The sequence below is a fragment of the Methylocaldum sp. GT1TLB genome, from assembly GCF_051027445.1.
Taxonomy (GTDB): domain Bacteria; phylum Pseudomonadota; class Gammaproteobacteria; order Methylococcales; family Methylococcaceae; genus Methylocaldum.
The window spans coordinates 3,287,501-3,302,292 of sequence record NZ_CP194898.1 but is presented as its reverse complement, the minus strand read 5'-3'; the positions used below and the strand labels follow the sequence as shown (position 1 = coordinate 3,302,292).

The window sequence follows — 14,792 nt, the reverse complement described above, 5'->3', positions numbered from 1 at the left end:
GCATGGGTAGAGCGAAGCGAAACCCCTCGATGGCGGGATAGCCCTTCGACAGGCTCAGGACAGGCCCCTCGGCTCCGCTCGGGACAGGCCCTTCGACTGGCTCAGGACAGGCTCCGCGTAACCCGCCGATTGGAGGTCGCTTGGTGGGTTACGGCGCACGCGAAGCACAGTGATCGGCAGTCGGTCAGTGCTGATGTGCGCCTAAGCCACCCTACGAAAATGAATGCCTGATTGAAAGCGATTTGGAATTACCCATTCGGAGCATCCCATGAGCGAATTCTTTCTTCTTACCTTGATCGCCCCACCCGGTCACGAGGAACCCATAATCGATTGGCTATTGCAGTACGAGCATCCGAGCGGATTCAGCAGCTTTCCGATCAGCGGCCATTCGAGCCATCCGGAAAGCTTGACCCTGGTTGAGCAGGTGACCGGACGCAAGCGGCAGGTTCGCTTCGATGTGCAGCTCGCCGGCTCCGACCTGGAGGTGTTGCTGGATCGATTAAAGACGGATTTCGCAGGATCGGCGATTCACTACTGGGTTTCGCCGATTGTCGATGCGGGGCGGCTTTGATGGACGGAGAGCGGCTCCGGGCCGATTAGAACAAACGATCGTCCGATCGCGGCGGCGGTACCGGATGAACAGTCTTTTGGTAGGTCGCCAGAATGCGCTGAACATAGTTGCGGGTTTCCCGATAAGGGGGAACGCCCTGATATTGTTCAACGGTTCGCTCGCCTGCGTTGTAAGCGGCCACCGCCCATTCGACGTTGCCGCCGAAATGCCGCAACAGCCAGTGGAGATATGCGGTTCCGCCCTTGATGTTTTCCACCGGGTTCCAGACATCCTTGATGCCGAAACGCTCCGCCGTGGCGGGAATGAGCTGCATCAGTCCCTGGGCGTTCTTGCTGGAGAGTGCGGACGGATTGAAACCGGATTCCGCCTGGATGACGGCTAATACCAATCGCGGATCGATGGAATATTGCGGTGCGATCTGGCTGACCCAACTTTCGACGAGTTTCCGGCTTGGATTTGAACTGGGCTCGATGCTGGCTGTAACCGGTGCCGGTTCGGGCTGGCAGTCGGAGTCGTCCGCAGGGGTTATGCCCTGGTAGCGCACCAGCATCCGCGCCGCATAAACATCGCCGGTCTTGGCCGCACGCATGAACCAGCCTACGGCGACGTCCGCCTTGCGGGAAAGTCCTCGGCCGTTGAAGTACATCCAGCCGAGGTTGTACGCCGCTTGCGCATCCCCGAGCAACGCCGCTTTGCAGTAAAGGCGGTAAGCCTCGGCGTAGTCCTGTTTGACGCCTCGGCCGTGCTCGTAGCGCAGAGCCAGGGTGCGCAGATCGCTTGCCGTGTCGATGCTGTCCTGCGCCAGGACAAGCGTCGCGCTGATACTTAGCAGCCAACCAAGCAGGAGTCGAATTGCAATCAAATTGGGCTCTCCAAAACCGACGGCACTGGTTAAGCAGCGTATGTGCCAATCGTTTGGAATGCGTGTGTCGCCTGCAAACTTGGGGCAAGCCCGCGGCTCGGACGCCGCAACTGTAAAATTTTTCGACAAATGGACTGTGTCGTACAGGGCGACACCCGATACGGTTCAGACGCGGACCGCACGGTTATGGCTATAAGTCATTGAAGGGCTGGCGGAAATTGGAGATCTCCCGCCTCCGATACGTAAAAGCCCCTGGAATGGCGATAGCCTCGAAGGAAGCATTTCGAGGCGGAAAGAGCGGGAAGATTAGTCCGGGGAGTGTAAAGCAGGTTTTACGGCGACTCGGCCGGATGCAAATGCTTCCAGCGGAAGCAATCGACGGTGTGGTCGTTGACCATCCCGATCGCCTGCATGTAGGCGTAACAAATGACGGAGCCGACAAAACGAAATCCGCGTTTCTCGAGGTCCTTGCTCATCGCGTCGGACTCGGGCGTTCGGGCCGGCACGTCCGCCATGCTCCGCCAGGCGTTTTGCTTGGGACAGCCGTCGACGAAGCGCCAGAGAAAGGCGTCGAAGCTGCCGAATTGTTCCTTCACGTCCAGAAAACGGCGGGCATTGTTTACCGCCGCGGCGATTTTGAGGCGGTTGCGAACGATGCCGGGATTGGCCAGCAGTTCGGCGGTCTTGGCTTCGTCGTAGCGGGCCACGTGTTCGGGATCGAAGCCGTCGAAAGCCGCGCGGTAGGCGTCTCGTTTACGAAGAATCGTGGTCCAGGAAAGGCCGGCCTGTGCGCCCTCCAGAATCAGGAATTCGAACAGCAGGCGGTCGTCGTGGACGGGCGTTCCCCATTCATGATCGTGATAAGCCTGCTCCAGCAGGCTGCGCTCGGCCCAGGTGCAACGAGTCAATGGTTCCAATGGGTCCATACCGGAGTCAGATCGGACGGAAGCGGGGGTAATCGGCCCAGTTTCACCCAGGCTGTTTCCGGGCTGTGAAAGTCGGAGCCGCTGGAGGCGCGCAATCCGAAACGCCGCGCGTATTCGGCGCTGGACTGGGTATCGCTAGGAGAGGCCGTTCCCGAGACGACCTCGATCGCCTCGCCGCCGCATTCCTTGAATTCCCCGATCAGCCGTCGCATCCAACTGGCGGTGAGTTTGTAGCGCTGCGGATGGGCCAGCACGGCGCCACCGCCTGCTTCGCGAATCCAAGCGATGGCATCCGCCATTTCGGCCCACCGGGTCGAAACATAGCCCGGCTTGCCGCGGGTCAAGAAACGCTCGAACACGTCTTTCATGCTTCCTGCCAGACCTAGCTCCACGAGATGGCGAGCGAAATGGGTGCGTGTAATCATGCCGTCGCCGGCCATTTCCCGCGCCGCTTCAAAGGTGCCAGGAACACCGTAGCGGTCGAGGCGCCGGCCGATCTCTTGCGCCCGTTCGAGGCGCGTTGCCTGGAGGCGGCTCAGTCCCTGTTTTAGGACGTTGCAGTGACGGTCGATGCGCAAACCGACGATGTGGATGGTTTTGTCCGCCCAGGTTACCGATATTTCGACGCCGGGAATCAGTTGAATGCCGGCTTCGAGGGCGGCGGTCTCAGCCTCGTCTAGGCCCGCGGTGGAATCATGATCGGTGAGGGCGAGCACGTTTACGCCGGCTGCTGCGGCCTGGCGAACCAATTCGGACGGCGAATAGGCGCCGTCGGAAGCAGTGGAATGGGTGTGGAGATCGTACAAAGGCACGCCCGAGGTTTGAGTCCGGAAAGCCGGGTATTGTACCCGATTTACGGCTGGCGATTTTCGGCTTCCCTCCGGCGAATCGAGCCGTAGGGCACGGCTTAGGAGGTGAACGATAGATCCCGTGCGCGCCGCACCGCGGGTTTCTGGCCATAGAGCCGCGCGTACAAACCTTTGCCGGAAACCAGGGTTTCATGATCGCCCTGCTCGCAAATGCGCCCGTCCTCGAACACGTAAATGCGGTCGGCGTGTTTGATCGCGCTCAAGCGGTGGGCGACGATGATCGTCGTGCGGTCCGCGAGGAATTCGTCCAGACCTTCGTACAAGCGGGTCTCCGTTTCATTGTCGATGGCCGAGGTCGCTTCGTCGAGGATCACCACCTTGGGATCGGCCAGGATCATGCGGGCGATCGCCAGCCTTTGGCGCTGACCACCGGAAAGCCGCATGCCCAGCCGGCCGACGACGGTATCCAGCCGGTCGCGGCTGTCTTCCACCACGTCCCTGAGTTGGGCGATTTCGAGCGCGCGCCAGAGTGCTTCGTCGGGCGCCGGACGGCCCAGGGTCAGGTTGGCTCGGACGGTGTCGTTGAACAGCACCGGGTGCTGCAATACCGTGACCACATGTTCCCGTATCACGTCCATCCCGATTTTGTCCATAGGCGCGCCGTTGAAATAGACCATGCCCGAAGTCGGGGGATAAAGGCCGATCAATACTTGCACCAAGGTCGATTTGCCGCCGCCGCTTGCACCGATCAACGCGACTTTCTCGCCGGGGCGGATGTCCATGGAGATGCCGCGCAAAACCTCGTTGCCGTTCGGATAGGCGAAGTGAAGATCGTCGATGAAGATGCCCACTCTCCTATCCTTTTCGAAGGGATCGATCAGATGCGGGTACTTCGGCTCCTGCTTCAGGTCATTCAATTGGTTGATCCGCTCCAGCGCCGCCTTCGCGCCGAACCAGGCGTACTGTATTCCCAGAATCTCCTGCACCGGGGTCATCATGAACCACAGGTAGCCCGAGACCGCCATCATCTCGCCGACGGTGAGGTCGGAGTAGATCACCATAAAAAAAGCCAAGGCGCGGAAGACGTCGAACCCGAACAGGAAGACCAGAAAACTGACCCGGTTGGCGGCGTCGCTTTTCCAGGCGTAGGCGGCCGAATTCTCGCGAACCGTCCGTGCCGCTTCCATCAGCCGCCCCATGTAGTGCTTCTCCCGATTGCTGGCCCGGATTTGATGGATGGCATCCAGGGTTTCGGTGAGTGCGAGCTGAAAGGCGCCGATCGCGGAATTTTCTTCGCGCTTCAGATTTTTTACCCGTTTTCCCAGCGTTTTGGTGAAAAAAATCACGATTGGATTCAGGAACAGGATGAACAGCGCAAGCTGCCAATGCATCCACAGTAGAATGACGGCGGTGCCGGTCAAGGACAGTAACGCCACCACGAAGCGCGCGACGGTTGTGCCGATGAACGTATCGAGCGTATCGAGGTCGGTGACCAGATGGGTCACGACGGAGCCGCTGCCGAGATTTTCGTATTCCGCCATGGAGATGCGCTGCAGCTTGCCGATCAGCCGGCAGCGGATGCGATAAATGGTGTCTTTGGCAATAAAGCTGAACTGCCGCGTCTGCCACACGTTAAAGATCGCCGCGATCAGGCGCAGGAGCAAAGTAAGCCCCAGTATGGCCGAAATATACAGGGCCGGCCCATGCCATTCGGCGGGAAAAAGCCGGTCGAGCAGGCCGACGGCCATGCCGGGCTTGTTCAACAAGACCTCGTCCACCAGCAGCGGCATGAGTAAAGGCACGGGGACCGCGCTCAAGGCTGCGAACACGGCGATCAGGTGAGCGGTGAACAATTCGCGCTTGTGCTCCAATGCGACGGATCGGATATAGGCCCAGGTGAAGCGGTGGGAATTCTGAGGACTGGAATCGGAAACCATTTCTAAGTCGTTAGGCCCTAAGAGCGGGATAAATCAGCGGCACGCTTTCGGCAGGCAATCCAGGACCGGGTGGAGAAAAGCGTCCGTAGCCAGCGAGCGTTTTCGCCGGCAGCGGGCCGACGATACGCTCCAGTTCGGACAGCCGAATGCCTTGGCGGACCAAATAACTAATATAAGTGTGGCGCAGGGCGGATGCATCGATCGTTTCGGGCTGCGCAAGGCCGGAATCGACGGCCGCGCAGGCGATCAACGATGCCGGGTCGTCTGTTTCCAAGCTGGGAAAGTCTTCGCTTTCGGCCAACCAAAGTTTAAGGCGCCGAGGAATGGGCACGGCCCTAGAATTTTTGCCGTCGATACGCAGCGTATCACCGGCGTGTTCGAACTGCTCGGCACGCAGTTCCGCGATTTCCTCAAGGCTCAGACCGGATAGAAACAGGCCTATCGTCCATTTGGTGCTGCGATTGGCCGCTTCCAGTAATACGCGGACCTCCGGCTCGGTCAGTTCTCGTATCGTCGGGCTTTCCAAAGCGGGAAATTGTTCTGCGGGAAGGGCCGACGGCGTTGTCATTCGACGCTCAAGCAAAATTTTTTCCGGCACCGAATAAACGTGGATATCGGGTAAGACTGTCGCAGGCGGCGGGGTTTCCCGGCGCGTGAGGTATTCGTAAAGCCACACGGTGATCAGGCCGAGGCCGAGGCTGCCGCCGAAGACGATACCGCTGTCGCGCCAATAATTCGGCCAGATTGGTCGAGCCGGGGCATAGCCCCGTTCCAAGACCTGGAGTTGAGGGAGGTTTTCGTAAGGTTTCGCTTCGACCTGTGCCAGCCGGATTTCGGCGTCGCGGTAAACCTCTTCAAGCTTTTCGAGGTTTGCGCGCATAGCCTCATGCTCGGCGAAACGGCTTGTGAACTCGGTCGCCTCCTGCTCATGCGCCTCGATTTGACGGCGTATTTCCCGGACGGTCTGTTGAGCGGACGCATAAGCCTGTTGTGCTTCGCTCAATGCGTTCTGTTTCCCGTATTCGAGCTTTTTCTTGATCTCGTCTTCGGTTTGTTTGAGCTGTTCCGGAATAAGCTTGAACTGAGGCTGTAGCGAAAGGTATTGAGACGTGTATCGGCGTTTCAAATCCTTGAGCTGCTGGCGCAGGTCGTGCGCTTTCTTTTCCAGACTCGCCAATCCTTGCTCATCGCTGGGCGGCACCACGGGCTCGCCTCGGGCGATGGCCTCTTTGATGGCGTCGAGCTGGGCTTTCGCTTTGACCTCATCCTCGGTGGCTTTGTTGAGTGCGGTGTTGAGACCGGAAAGCCGGGCCATGGCGCGGTTGTCCGCGTCGTTTTTCGAAACGATGCCGTGTTTACGGCGAAATTGATCCAGTTCCCAGCGCTTTGCCTCGATTTTTTGGGCGAGCTGTTGAAATTCGAGCTGCAAGGCCGTGGCGGTGCCGTCTTTCGTTTCGCGGGTCTGTCGTTCACGGCGCGCTTGATAGGCATCGATCCAAGCGTTAATGACCGAAGCCAGAACCTTGGGGTTCGATCCTTTGGCGTGCAGCTTAACGATGTTGGTCTCGGTTATGACATCGACCGAGAGCAAGGCCTGAAGATCGCCGACAGTCAAGTCGGACAATTCGGGTGCGTCATCAGCGGCTCTTAAGTTTCTCAAAGTTGCTTCAAGCAAAGGGACGCCGAGCAGGATCTCGCTTTGTACAGTAACGTGCTGGACGCTGGCTTTCGCGTCTGCTTCGTCTATGGCGGTAGGCGCTACCGTAAGCAATGCGGCCGTGCTCTCATAGACCGGCTCGCGCAGCCACACAAAAGTCGCGCCGGTCACGAAGGCGAGCAAGAACGCACAGGTAAACACCATGAGACGGTGGGATCTTGCGGGTGGCAGGTCTGCGCCGGAATACCCCAAGAAATCCCTTGGCGGCTGTGAGCTGCGCAAAATTTCGATCGACGGTAGATCCTGCATGGCTGATTTCCCGCGAAGGTTGCTCGTTGTCGTTTACACGCTCGGTATTCTAGCCCGTGTAGGCTCGGGCCGGTCTATAAAAGCACATCACCGATTGGATCAGCTTCCGGGAATGATAACCCGACCGGTATGTCGAACCGTGTTCTCTGTGTCGGCCAACTTTGACGAGATGACGGCCGATGGCCAAAGCATCGGCTGTGAATTCCGCGTTGGCGGACGTGTGGATAGATTTCATTTCTTGTTGGGAAATATGACGGTGTCTCAATACCGACTTTGCCGCACGCTGCTGGAATTCATGTTTTCCTGATACAATAAGCCTTTTCTTTGCTAGGCCTTGACGGGAAATAAACTTTCGTGCGTTCCGAGGGTGCTATCCGGAAGTTCTCATCGATAAATGGATTTTCGCCCACGATAAAGTTTGGCAATCGGCTTGGAATTTTGGTACGGCCTGGTCGCCCTCGGTAACCAGTGGGTGCCGAGGGGCAACATAAAACAACAGCGATATCGGGCACTTTTATGATTGTTAAGGAATCTAGATTACAACAGAGACAGCACAGTTACAGTCGGGACGAACTGATTCAATGCGGACGCGGTGAAATGTTCGGCCCCGGCAATGCCCAGTTGCCGCTTCCTCCGATGTTGATGTTCGATCGCATCACCCGTATCAGTTCCGATGAGGGGCTTTACGACAAAGGTATGATCATCGCCGAGTTGGATATAACGCCGGACCTTTGGTTTTTTTCCTGCCACTTTCAGAATGATCCTGTGATGCCGGGCTGTCTCGGCCTTGACGCCATGTGGCAGATGATCGGATTTTACCTCGGTTGGATGGGCGGGTTAGGGCGCGGGCGCGCGTTAGGTGTGGGAGAGGTCAAGTTTCGCGGCCAGGTACTGCCGCATCATAAGCTTGTGACTTACCGTATTCATCTCAAGCGGGTGATGATGCGCAAGTTAGTCATGGGGTTTGCCGACGCGGAAATGGAGTGCGATGGCAAGGTCATCTATGAGGCTAGCGATCTTCGGGTCGGCCTGTTTACCTCTACAGATGCGTTCTGAGCGAGCTATACAGATATGAGACGCGTTGTTGTAACCGGCATCGGTATCGTTTCCAGCATAGGCAGCAATCAACAGGAGGTAACCGAGTCTCTGCGACAGGGGCGTTCGGGTATTCGGTCCAGCGAAGAATACCGGGAGATGGCATTCCGCAGTCAGGTCTACGGTCCGATCGATCTGAATTTGGACGATCTTATAGATCGCAAGATTCGCAGATTCATGGGAGATGGCGCAGCGTACAATTACCTCGCCATGCAGGAGGCGATCGCCGATTCGGGCTTGGACGAATCCGAAATATCGCATTCTAGAACCGGCTTGATCATGGGGTCGGGCGGTCCTTCCACGGCGAATCTCTTGCTTGCGTTCGACAACTATCGTGAGAAGGGCGTTAAGAAAGTTGGGCCTTATATGGTGCCCAGGACCATGTCCAATACCAATTCCGCCTGCCTCGCGACGCCGTTCAAGATCAAGGGGGTCAATTACTCCATCAGTTCCGCATGCGCGACCAGTGCCCACTGCATAGGAAATGCGGCGGAACTTATTCATCTGGGCAAGCAGGACATCATTTTTGCCGGCGGCGGCGAGGAAGTGCATTGGACGATGACCGTGCTCTTCGATGCGATGGGAGCGTTGTCTTCGCAATATAACGACAGGCCCGAGATTGCATCGCGTCCCTATGATGCCGACCGGGACGGATTCGTTATTTCGGGAGGCGGCGGGGTACTGGTTCTTGAGGAGCTGGAGCATGCCAAGGCCCGTGGAGCCAAGATTTACGGCGAGCTTATCGGATACGGCGCGACCTCCGACGGTTTCGACATGGTGCAGCCTTCCGGCGAGGGGGCTGCGCGTTGCATGAGGCAAGCCATGGAAAGTGTGCGCAACAAGATCGATTACATCAATGCGCATGGAACGAGCACGCCGATCGGCGATATTAAAGAGCTGCAGGCCGTGAAATCCGTTTTCGGCGATGAGGTTCCGCCCATTAGTTCGACAAAGTCGTTGACAGGCCATGCTTTGGGCGCTGCGGGCGTGCACGAAGCGATTTATTCCTTATTGATGATGAATGGCGGTTTCATTTCCGCTTCGGCCAATATCGAAACGCTGGACCCGGGCGCGGAAGGCGTTCCCATCGTGCGGAAGCGGATCGACGATGCCCGCATCGACACGGTCATGTCGAACAGCTTCGGGTTTGGCGGGACTAATGCTAGTTTGATCTTCGGGCGTTATGGTGGATAGGGCGGCAGGCGCTCTGACCGAAAAGCAGCGTTACGAATTCAATAAGCTGCAAAAGAGATTGCGCCGTTTAGTCGGCGAGGCCATCGCCGACTATCGAATGATCGAGGACGGCGACAAGGTGATGGTTTGCCTCTCGGGAGGAAAGGATTCCTACACGCTTCTGGATGTCCTGCTCAGTCTTCGGCTGAATGCCCCGGTTCAGTTCGACATCATTGCTGTTAATCTGGATCAGAAGCAGCCGGGATTTCCCGAGCACGTGCTGCCGGAGTATCTCGCCGGTCGCGGGATTCCTTACCATATCATTGAGCAGGATACCTACAGCATCGTCAAGCGGGTAGTACCGGAGGGCAAGACGACATGCGGTTTGTGTTCCAGATTACGACGCGGGTTGCTTTACCGATATGCCGCTGAGCACGGCATTACCAAGATCGCGTTGGGTCACCATCGCGACGATATCCTTGAAACCTTCTTTCTCAACCTGTTTTACGGCGGCACCCTTAAGGCAATGCCGCCCAAACTGTTGAGCGATGATCGGCGCCATATCGTTATTCGGCCACTTGCGTACTGCCGGGAAAAGGATATTGAAGAATACGCGCGCATCAAAGCGTTTCCGATTATCCCGTGTAACCTCTGCGGCTCGCAGGAAAATTTGCAGCGTAAGGCGATGAAGGAAATGCTGCAGTCATGGGAAAAGCAGTTCCCAGGGCGCTTGGAAACTATTTTTACAGCGCTGCAGAATATAGCGCTATCTCAGCTTGCGGATCGCAATTTGTTCGATTTCATCGGGCTCGATCAGGTACGAGGCGATGTGACTGGTAATCAGGATGCTTCCGTCTCCGCCGGGCTGGAAGTGCTTTTTCTCTGAATGATCCAATCGGTACCTCGTGTTTTCTGCCCGTGCTAGGCGGGTGCGTGGGTTCAAACGTTCCGCCCTTTCTGCCCCTTGCATTTTCGGGAAATCTTCTTTATAAAAGATTCCGTGCTACATGCACTACCAACTAAAAAATCTTAAAGCTTTGGAAATTGAGGAGGATCTTATGAAAAAATTGGCATGCGTTATCAGCTTGGTCATGGTAGCTCTGGGAGTGATTGCTTGCGGTAACTCTCCTGACGGTGACAAACAGAAGATCTCGACCACCGTATCCCCGAGCCTTTAATTTTTTTTTTGATAAGTCTTTCTGCCCTTTGTACGAAGCGGCAGTAGCTTTTAATAATTAGCTTTTAGCCTTTAAAGGCACCGATATTAACCTGGATGAAGGTTTCTTCATCCAGGTTTTTTTGTGTCACTGAATCATAAAGGCGCGGCTGGTTTACGTACCGTTTTTGTTGCTACGATTAACGGATCGATCCGTTGGGCCGCTCGTGACAGACGTCCAGCGACTTGACAGCGCTAGCTCAGACGGTAAGATAACCGGCGCGATAGCATTGTTCTGCTATTAAGATTTTCGATAAAACCAAATAAGGTAGGTTAAGAAATGGGAGCCATACTAGATTTAGTTGAAAAAATGAGAACCCCGATGGGTATGGTGGTCACTATCGTAGTTATAGCTGCTGCCGTCTTCTTCGTCCGTTGGGTTTTCAGCGACGACGACAAGAAATAGGCCACCAAATGTGGCAAGCATAGGCGTTACCTTATAAGTTTTTAATCTTAGTTAACAATCCTATCCTTGCCACTTCCTCGTAAGACTTCTCCTCCACCGCTCGTCTAGCTGGGCAAATAGCCTAGCCATTCCCGAAACCAATCGATTCTGGTGCCCCAAATCCACCACCCGTTATAATTGCTTGCCCTCTTTTTCTACGAGAGCTGTTTTTCGGGTGCGAAGCTCGCGCCCTCTGGGAAAGCAGTTCGTCGATAGGAAATAAGGGGTTGTTTACATCCTTGCCAAGGGAGGGGGAGGAAATATGCGAATATTCATCACTGGCGGAACTGGGTTTATCGGCAGGAGCTTATGTAAAGCACTGCTTGGCGCAGGTCATCAGTTGACCGTGCTTAGTCGAAAGCCTGAGACAGTGCCCGGAAAGTGCGGGATCGGAGTGGTCGCGCTGAAAAGTTTAGCCGAATGGACGTCGGATCAACATTTCGACGCTGTGATCAATTTAGCGGGAGAACCCATTATCGGCCCCCGTTGGAGTGAGCAACGAAAACAAATTCTATGGAATAGTCGAGTCACCCTGACCGAGCATCTCATCGACGCGATCCGTAATGCCAATTCCAAGCCGACGGTGCTTATCAGCGGATCAGCGGTTGGAGTCTACGGTGATCAGGGGAACGAAATCCTTGATGAAAATTCGCCCCCGGTACGGGGCGAGTTCGGCCAAGAACTATGCGAGGCATGGGAGCGTGTCGCATTAAGTGCAAGGGAATACGGCGTTCGGGTATGCCTGCTTCGGACCGGATTGGTCATCGGCAAGAATGGCGGATTTCTGCAAAAAATGCTGCTTCCGTTCAAGCTTGGGTTAGGTGCGCGGCTTGGCGATGGTAAGCAATGGATGTCTTGGGTTCACATAAACGATCACGTTGCGATGACTCAGTATTTATTGGAGTCGCCGGCTCTCGACGGAGCGTTCAACCTAACGGCACCTGAACCGGTGCGCAACGATGAGTTTACTCAATGTTTGGCAAACGTTTTGAGACGGCCCGCGCTACTAACCGTTCCGGCATGGCTTCTCAGGCTGGGTGCCGGCGAAATGGCGGAGTTGATGCTGGGGAGTCAGCGGGTGATTCCCAAGCGTTTTCAGGGCCAGGACTTTAAGTTTTTGTATAACACCTTAGGGCTGGCGTTGCAGGATACGCTTGCGTCAAACAAACCTCATGTTCCCTGAATTTTTGCACGCCGGTAGTAGTGCGAAACTGATTGGTATGCTTTTCATGCTGTAGTCACCGTTATCCGTTGCGAATGGTTATGGCTGGATTTGGGCAACGAAATCGATAAAACTCCGCGCCGGTAACGCGCCTTTATGTTGTCCTGGTCAATCTCGGCAGGCAGATGTATGACCCGCTCAAAAAAACCATAGGCTCGTTCCAACAGAAAATAACGTTCGCCAATGCTTCCCTCGTGCGCATTTCGCTTTTCGCCCCGGACGATTAGCTGATCTTCGAGGATTTGTATTTCGAAATCGTCGGCCTCCATTCCCGGGATTTCTATATCGATCGTAATCCGATCATTCTCCTCCCGCACTTCCGCTGGCAATAAACCCCATCGCGACGCTCCCTGCGTCAATTTTCCCCCTTCGTGAGGAGGCTCGCGAAGTGTAAAGCGCGTGAGTGCATGGGACGCTCGTTGTTTCAAGGCAGACCAGCCTTCGGCAAGCGAATGCAAAGTATGGTGTAGACCGTGGTGTATGTGGTTCAGCGTGTTCATAGAAGGCCCTAAAATGTCACTTACAGCGCGCGCCGGCGTAAAGCCTCGAGTTCTTCGAGTAAATCCAATGCCAGTGCCGCGCCGGGCAGGTTAACCCCGAGATCGCGTTGCAGATGTAACGCCGTTTGCAAGCGCCGTAACGCGGCGGTGTTGAATTGCCAATTCATCGGCTCCGAGCCTTCTGGATCGACAATTCCTTCGTTAACCATTTCAAAAATGGATTCCGCGTCGACTCTGCATGCCTCGCATACATCTACCAGAGATAGTTTAATCGTTTCGTCCAATACCATACCGGACGAGGAGGTAGCGGTCCGATTCGTCATGTTCACGCTCCCATATGCGCCCGTGGATTCATCGGCATGACCTCGGCCATCTTTCTATAGAGAGACTTGGCCTCCGCGGTTGTGGCCTCCGGAATCACGATGCGCAGAGTTACAATTTGATCTCCTGGTGGAGTGCAGGGCAGCCCGCGGCCTTTTAAGCGCAGCCTCTGCCCACTTTGAGAGTTAGGAGGGAGCTTGAGTTCGACTTTGCCGCCTAACGTCGGTGTGGGAACCGAAAGTCCGAGAGCGGCCTCCCAGGGCGTTACTGGCAACTCCAGCGAGATATCCGCGCCTTCGGCGCGAAAGAATGGATGAGGCTTAAATCGTATTTCCAGATAAAGATCACCCGCCGTGCCGCCCAACCGACCCGATCCGCCCTGCCCGGACAGGCGAATGCGTTGTCCTTCTTTGACGCCTTTCGGTATCTTGACGTTTAAGGTGCGGGTCTTGTTAACAACCCTGCCTTTTGCATCGATTTCCGGGCTCGCAAGAGTAACCGTTTGAGTCCCTCCCGAGAATGCCTCGTCGAGGCTGATGTAAATGTTGGCATATTGATCCTGGCCAGATAGAGGTCCGGTCCAGCCGCTACGGGGTTCTCGCCGCCCGCCTCGCGTAGCCCGGCCGAATAGGCTGTCGAAAAAATCGCTAAATCCGCTTGCGTCGCTCCCCGTAAAACCGCCACCACCAAAGTCGAAGTCAAATGCCCAGTCGGGTGGAGGCGTAAAACGTTCGCCGTGCTGGCGACCGGCCGCGATTTGATCGTAAGCCGCGCGCTTTTCCGGGTCTTTCAAAACTTCATAAGCCTCGCCAAGTTCCTTGAAGCGCTCCTCGGCATTACGTTCCTTGCTGACGTCCGGATGATATTTGCGGGCGAGCTTACGATAGGCTCGCTTTATATCCTCTTGCGAGGCGTCTCTGGATACACCCATGATCTTGTAATAATCCTTGAATTCCATGAAACAGTGTTCCCTGTTAGATTTTGGATAAGGCTACCGCTGCGGGGTAAGTTATGACATTGAAAAGCCTTAGAAATCATAACAATGTAAAGCAAGCAAGCACAGCTGCGCCGGTCAGGTGGCATGCTTTGGAGCAGGTATCTGCGGCGTATCAAAGACGAACCCCGCTTTCGCGGGGTTCTCGGTTTGACAGACGAGCTAAATGGCTCGTTTAGAAGGCCAGAGAGCCACGCATCTGAACCGTGTCGAGATCTGACGGATCCCCTTCGAGAAGTGCTCGACTTGTCCCGGCGGTGCCGAGATCTATATCGATCACATGGGTGTAGTCCAGCATCAACCGGAACCACGGATTCAGATACCAGTTGACACCGAGGGTCGCCGCTGTCTCGCGTCCGCCACGTTCGCCGGGCGTACCGATCTTGTTCATGTTGACTTGCGAAATGCGGCCTTTGAGTTCCCAGGCGCCCCAGCCGCCGGCCAAGTCAAAGTTTCGATTGGGCGTTAAACGCTTAATGACGGCATCTTTCGGATCGTAGGCGGCGGCCCGCGATTCGCCGGTCAGGCTATACATCACGTCGAAGTGCCAACCGTCGAACTTGGCGTCTTCGGTTCCATCCCCGTTCCGTTGCAAATAGGCCACGTTATATTCGCTTTCGAACGAGACGGGGCCGTAGGCGCCCGTTGCCTCGGCGTTGAAAAACACCTCATCGTCGATATTTCCGATATTCCCGGTATCGATCGGATAGAAGTGATCGATGTGAGTGGGGCGATTGCGATACCGAACGGTTTTG

14 protein-coding genes (1 of these 14 cut by a window edge) are annotated in these 14,792 nt (G+C 55.8%); 5 read left to right on the top strand and 9 right to left on the bottom strand.

Annotated elements, in window-relative coordinates; genetic code table 11:
- Nucleotides 1-268 precede the first annotated feature (268 nt).
- Nucleotides 269-571 (top strand): DUF3240 family protein, encoded by a 303-nt coding sequence (locus tag ACR2R1_RS14360; RefSeq protein WP_077728150.1) that lies wholly within the window; start codon nucleotides 269-271, stop codon nucleotides 569-571.
- 25 nt (nucleotides 572-596) lie between these two features.
- Here the strand turns inward: ACR2R1_RS14360 and ACR2R1_RS14355 are convergent, their stop codons facing one another.
- From ACR2R1_RS14355 to ACR2R1_RS14335, 5 genes are all read right to left on the bottom strand, one after another.
- Nucleotides 597-1,433, bottom strand: coding sequence for a lytic transglycosylase domain-containing protein (locus ACR2R1_RS14355; RefSeq protein WP_240502368.1), 837 nt, complete (start codon nucleotides 1,431-1,433; stop codon nucleotides 597-599).
- A gap of 332 nt (nucleotides 1,434-1,765) precedes the next feature.
- Entirely contained in the window at nucleotides 1,766-2,359 is a 594-nt protein-coding gene (locus ACR2R1_RS14350) for a DNA-3-methyladenine glycosylase I (protein WP_434110634.1), read from the bottom strand.
- Entirely contained in the window at nucleotides 2,338-3,171 is an 834-nt protein-coding gene (locus ACR2R1_RS14345) for a PHP domain-containing protein (RefSeq protein WP_434110632.1), read from the bottom strand. The genes ACR2R1_RS14350 and ACR2R1_RS14345 overlap by 22 nt, the downstream gene beginning before the upstream one ends.
- A gap of 95 nt (nucleotides 3,172-3,266) precedes the next feature.
- Nucleotides 3,267-5,105: an ATP-binding cassette domain-containing protein gene (locus tag ACR2R1_RS14340; RefSeq protein ID WP_156881349.1), complete on the bottom strand. Its 1,839-nt coding sequence runs from the start codon at nucleotides 5,103-5,105 to the stop codon at nucleotides 3,267-3,269.
- Between the two features lie 10 nt (nucleotides 5,106-5,115).
- Nucleotides 5,116-7,071: a GumC family protein gene (locus tag ACR2R1_RS14335; RefSeq protein ID WP_434110629.1), complete on the bottom strand. Its 1,956-nt coding sequence runs from the start codon at nucleotides 7,069-7,071 to the stop codon at nucleotides 5,116-5,118.
- A 516-nt stretch (nucleotides 7,072-7,587) separates the two neighbouring features.
- On the opposite strand from ACR2R1_RS14335, the gene fabA reads away from it, so the two are divergent.
- From fabA to ACR2R1_RS14315, 4 genes are all read left to right on the top strand, one after another.
- Nucleotides 7,588-8,127, top strand: coding sequence for a 3-hydroxyacyl-[acyl-carrier-protein] dehydratase FabA (fabA, locus tag ACR2R1_RS14330; RefSeq protein ID WP_077728144.1), 540 nt, complete (start codon nucleotides 7,588-7,590; stop codon nucleotides 8,125-8,127).
- A 15-nt stretch (nucleotides 8,128-8,142) separates the two neighbouring features.
- The gene (gene fabB, locus ACR2R1_RS14325; RefSeq protein WP_077728143.1) at nucleotides 8,143-9,360 is read left to right on the top strand and encodes a beta-ketoacyl-ACP synthase I; all 1,218 of its coding nucleotides are present in this window, start codon (nucleotides 8,143-8,145) and stop codon (nucleotides 9,358-9,360) included.
- Nucleotides 9,350-10,225, top strand: coding sequence for a tRNA 2-thiocytidine(32) synthetase TtcA (gene ttcA / locus ACR2R1_RS14320; RefSeq protein WP_077728142.1), 876 nt, complete (start codon nucleotides 9,350-9,352; stop codon nucleotides 10,223-10,225). The genes fabB and ttcA overlap by 11 nt, the downstream gene beginning before the upstream one ends.
- A 1,037-nt stretch (nucleotides 10,226-11,262) precedes the next feature.
- Entirely contained in the window at nucleotides 11,263-12,183 is a 921-nt protein-coding gene (locus ACR2R1_RS14315) for a TIGR01777 family oxidoreductase (protein ID WP_077728141.1), read from the top strand.
- Nucleotides 12,184-12,227: 44 nt separating this feature from the next.
- Here the strand turns inward: ACR2R1_RS14315 and ACR2R1_RS14310 are convergent, their stop codons facing one another.
- The 4 genes from ACR2R1_RS14310 to ACR2R1_RS14295 form a co-directional block, all read right to left on the bottom strand.
- On the bottom strand, nucleotides 12,228-12,722 hold the full coding sequence (locus tag ACR2R1_RS14310) for an Hsp20/alpha crystallin family protein (protein ID WP_077728140.1): 495 nt from the start codon (nucleotides 12,720-12,722) through the stop codon (nucleotides 12,228-12,230).
- Nucleotides 12,723-12,742: 20 nt separating this feature from the next.
- Nucleotides 12,743-13,012: a chaperone modulator CbpM gene (locus ACR2R1_RS14305; protein WP_347257548.1), complete on the bottom strand. Its 270-nt coding sequence runs from the start codon at nucleotides 13,010-13,012 to the stop codon at nucleotides 12,743-12,745.
- Between the two features lie 35 nt (nucleotides 13,013-13,047).
- Nucleotides 13,048-14,001, bottom strand: coding sequence for a DnaJ C-terminal domain-containing protein (locus ACR2R1_RS14300; RefSeq protein ID WP_156881346.1), 954 nt, complete (start codon nucleotides 13,999-14,001; stop codon nucleotides 13,048-13,050).
- 211 nt (nucleotides 14,002-14,212) lie between these two features.
- Nucleotides 14,213-14,792, bottom strand: the 3' portion of a protein-coding gene (locus ACR2R1_RS14295) for an OprO/OprP family phosphate-selective porin (protein ID WP_166642736.1). The gene runs 968 nt beyond the window's last position; the window shows 580 of its 1,548 coding nt (coding positions 969-1,548); the start codon falls outside the window, past its right edge; the stop codon is at nucleotides 14,213-14,215.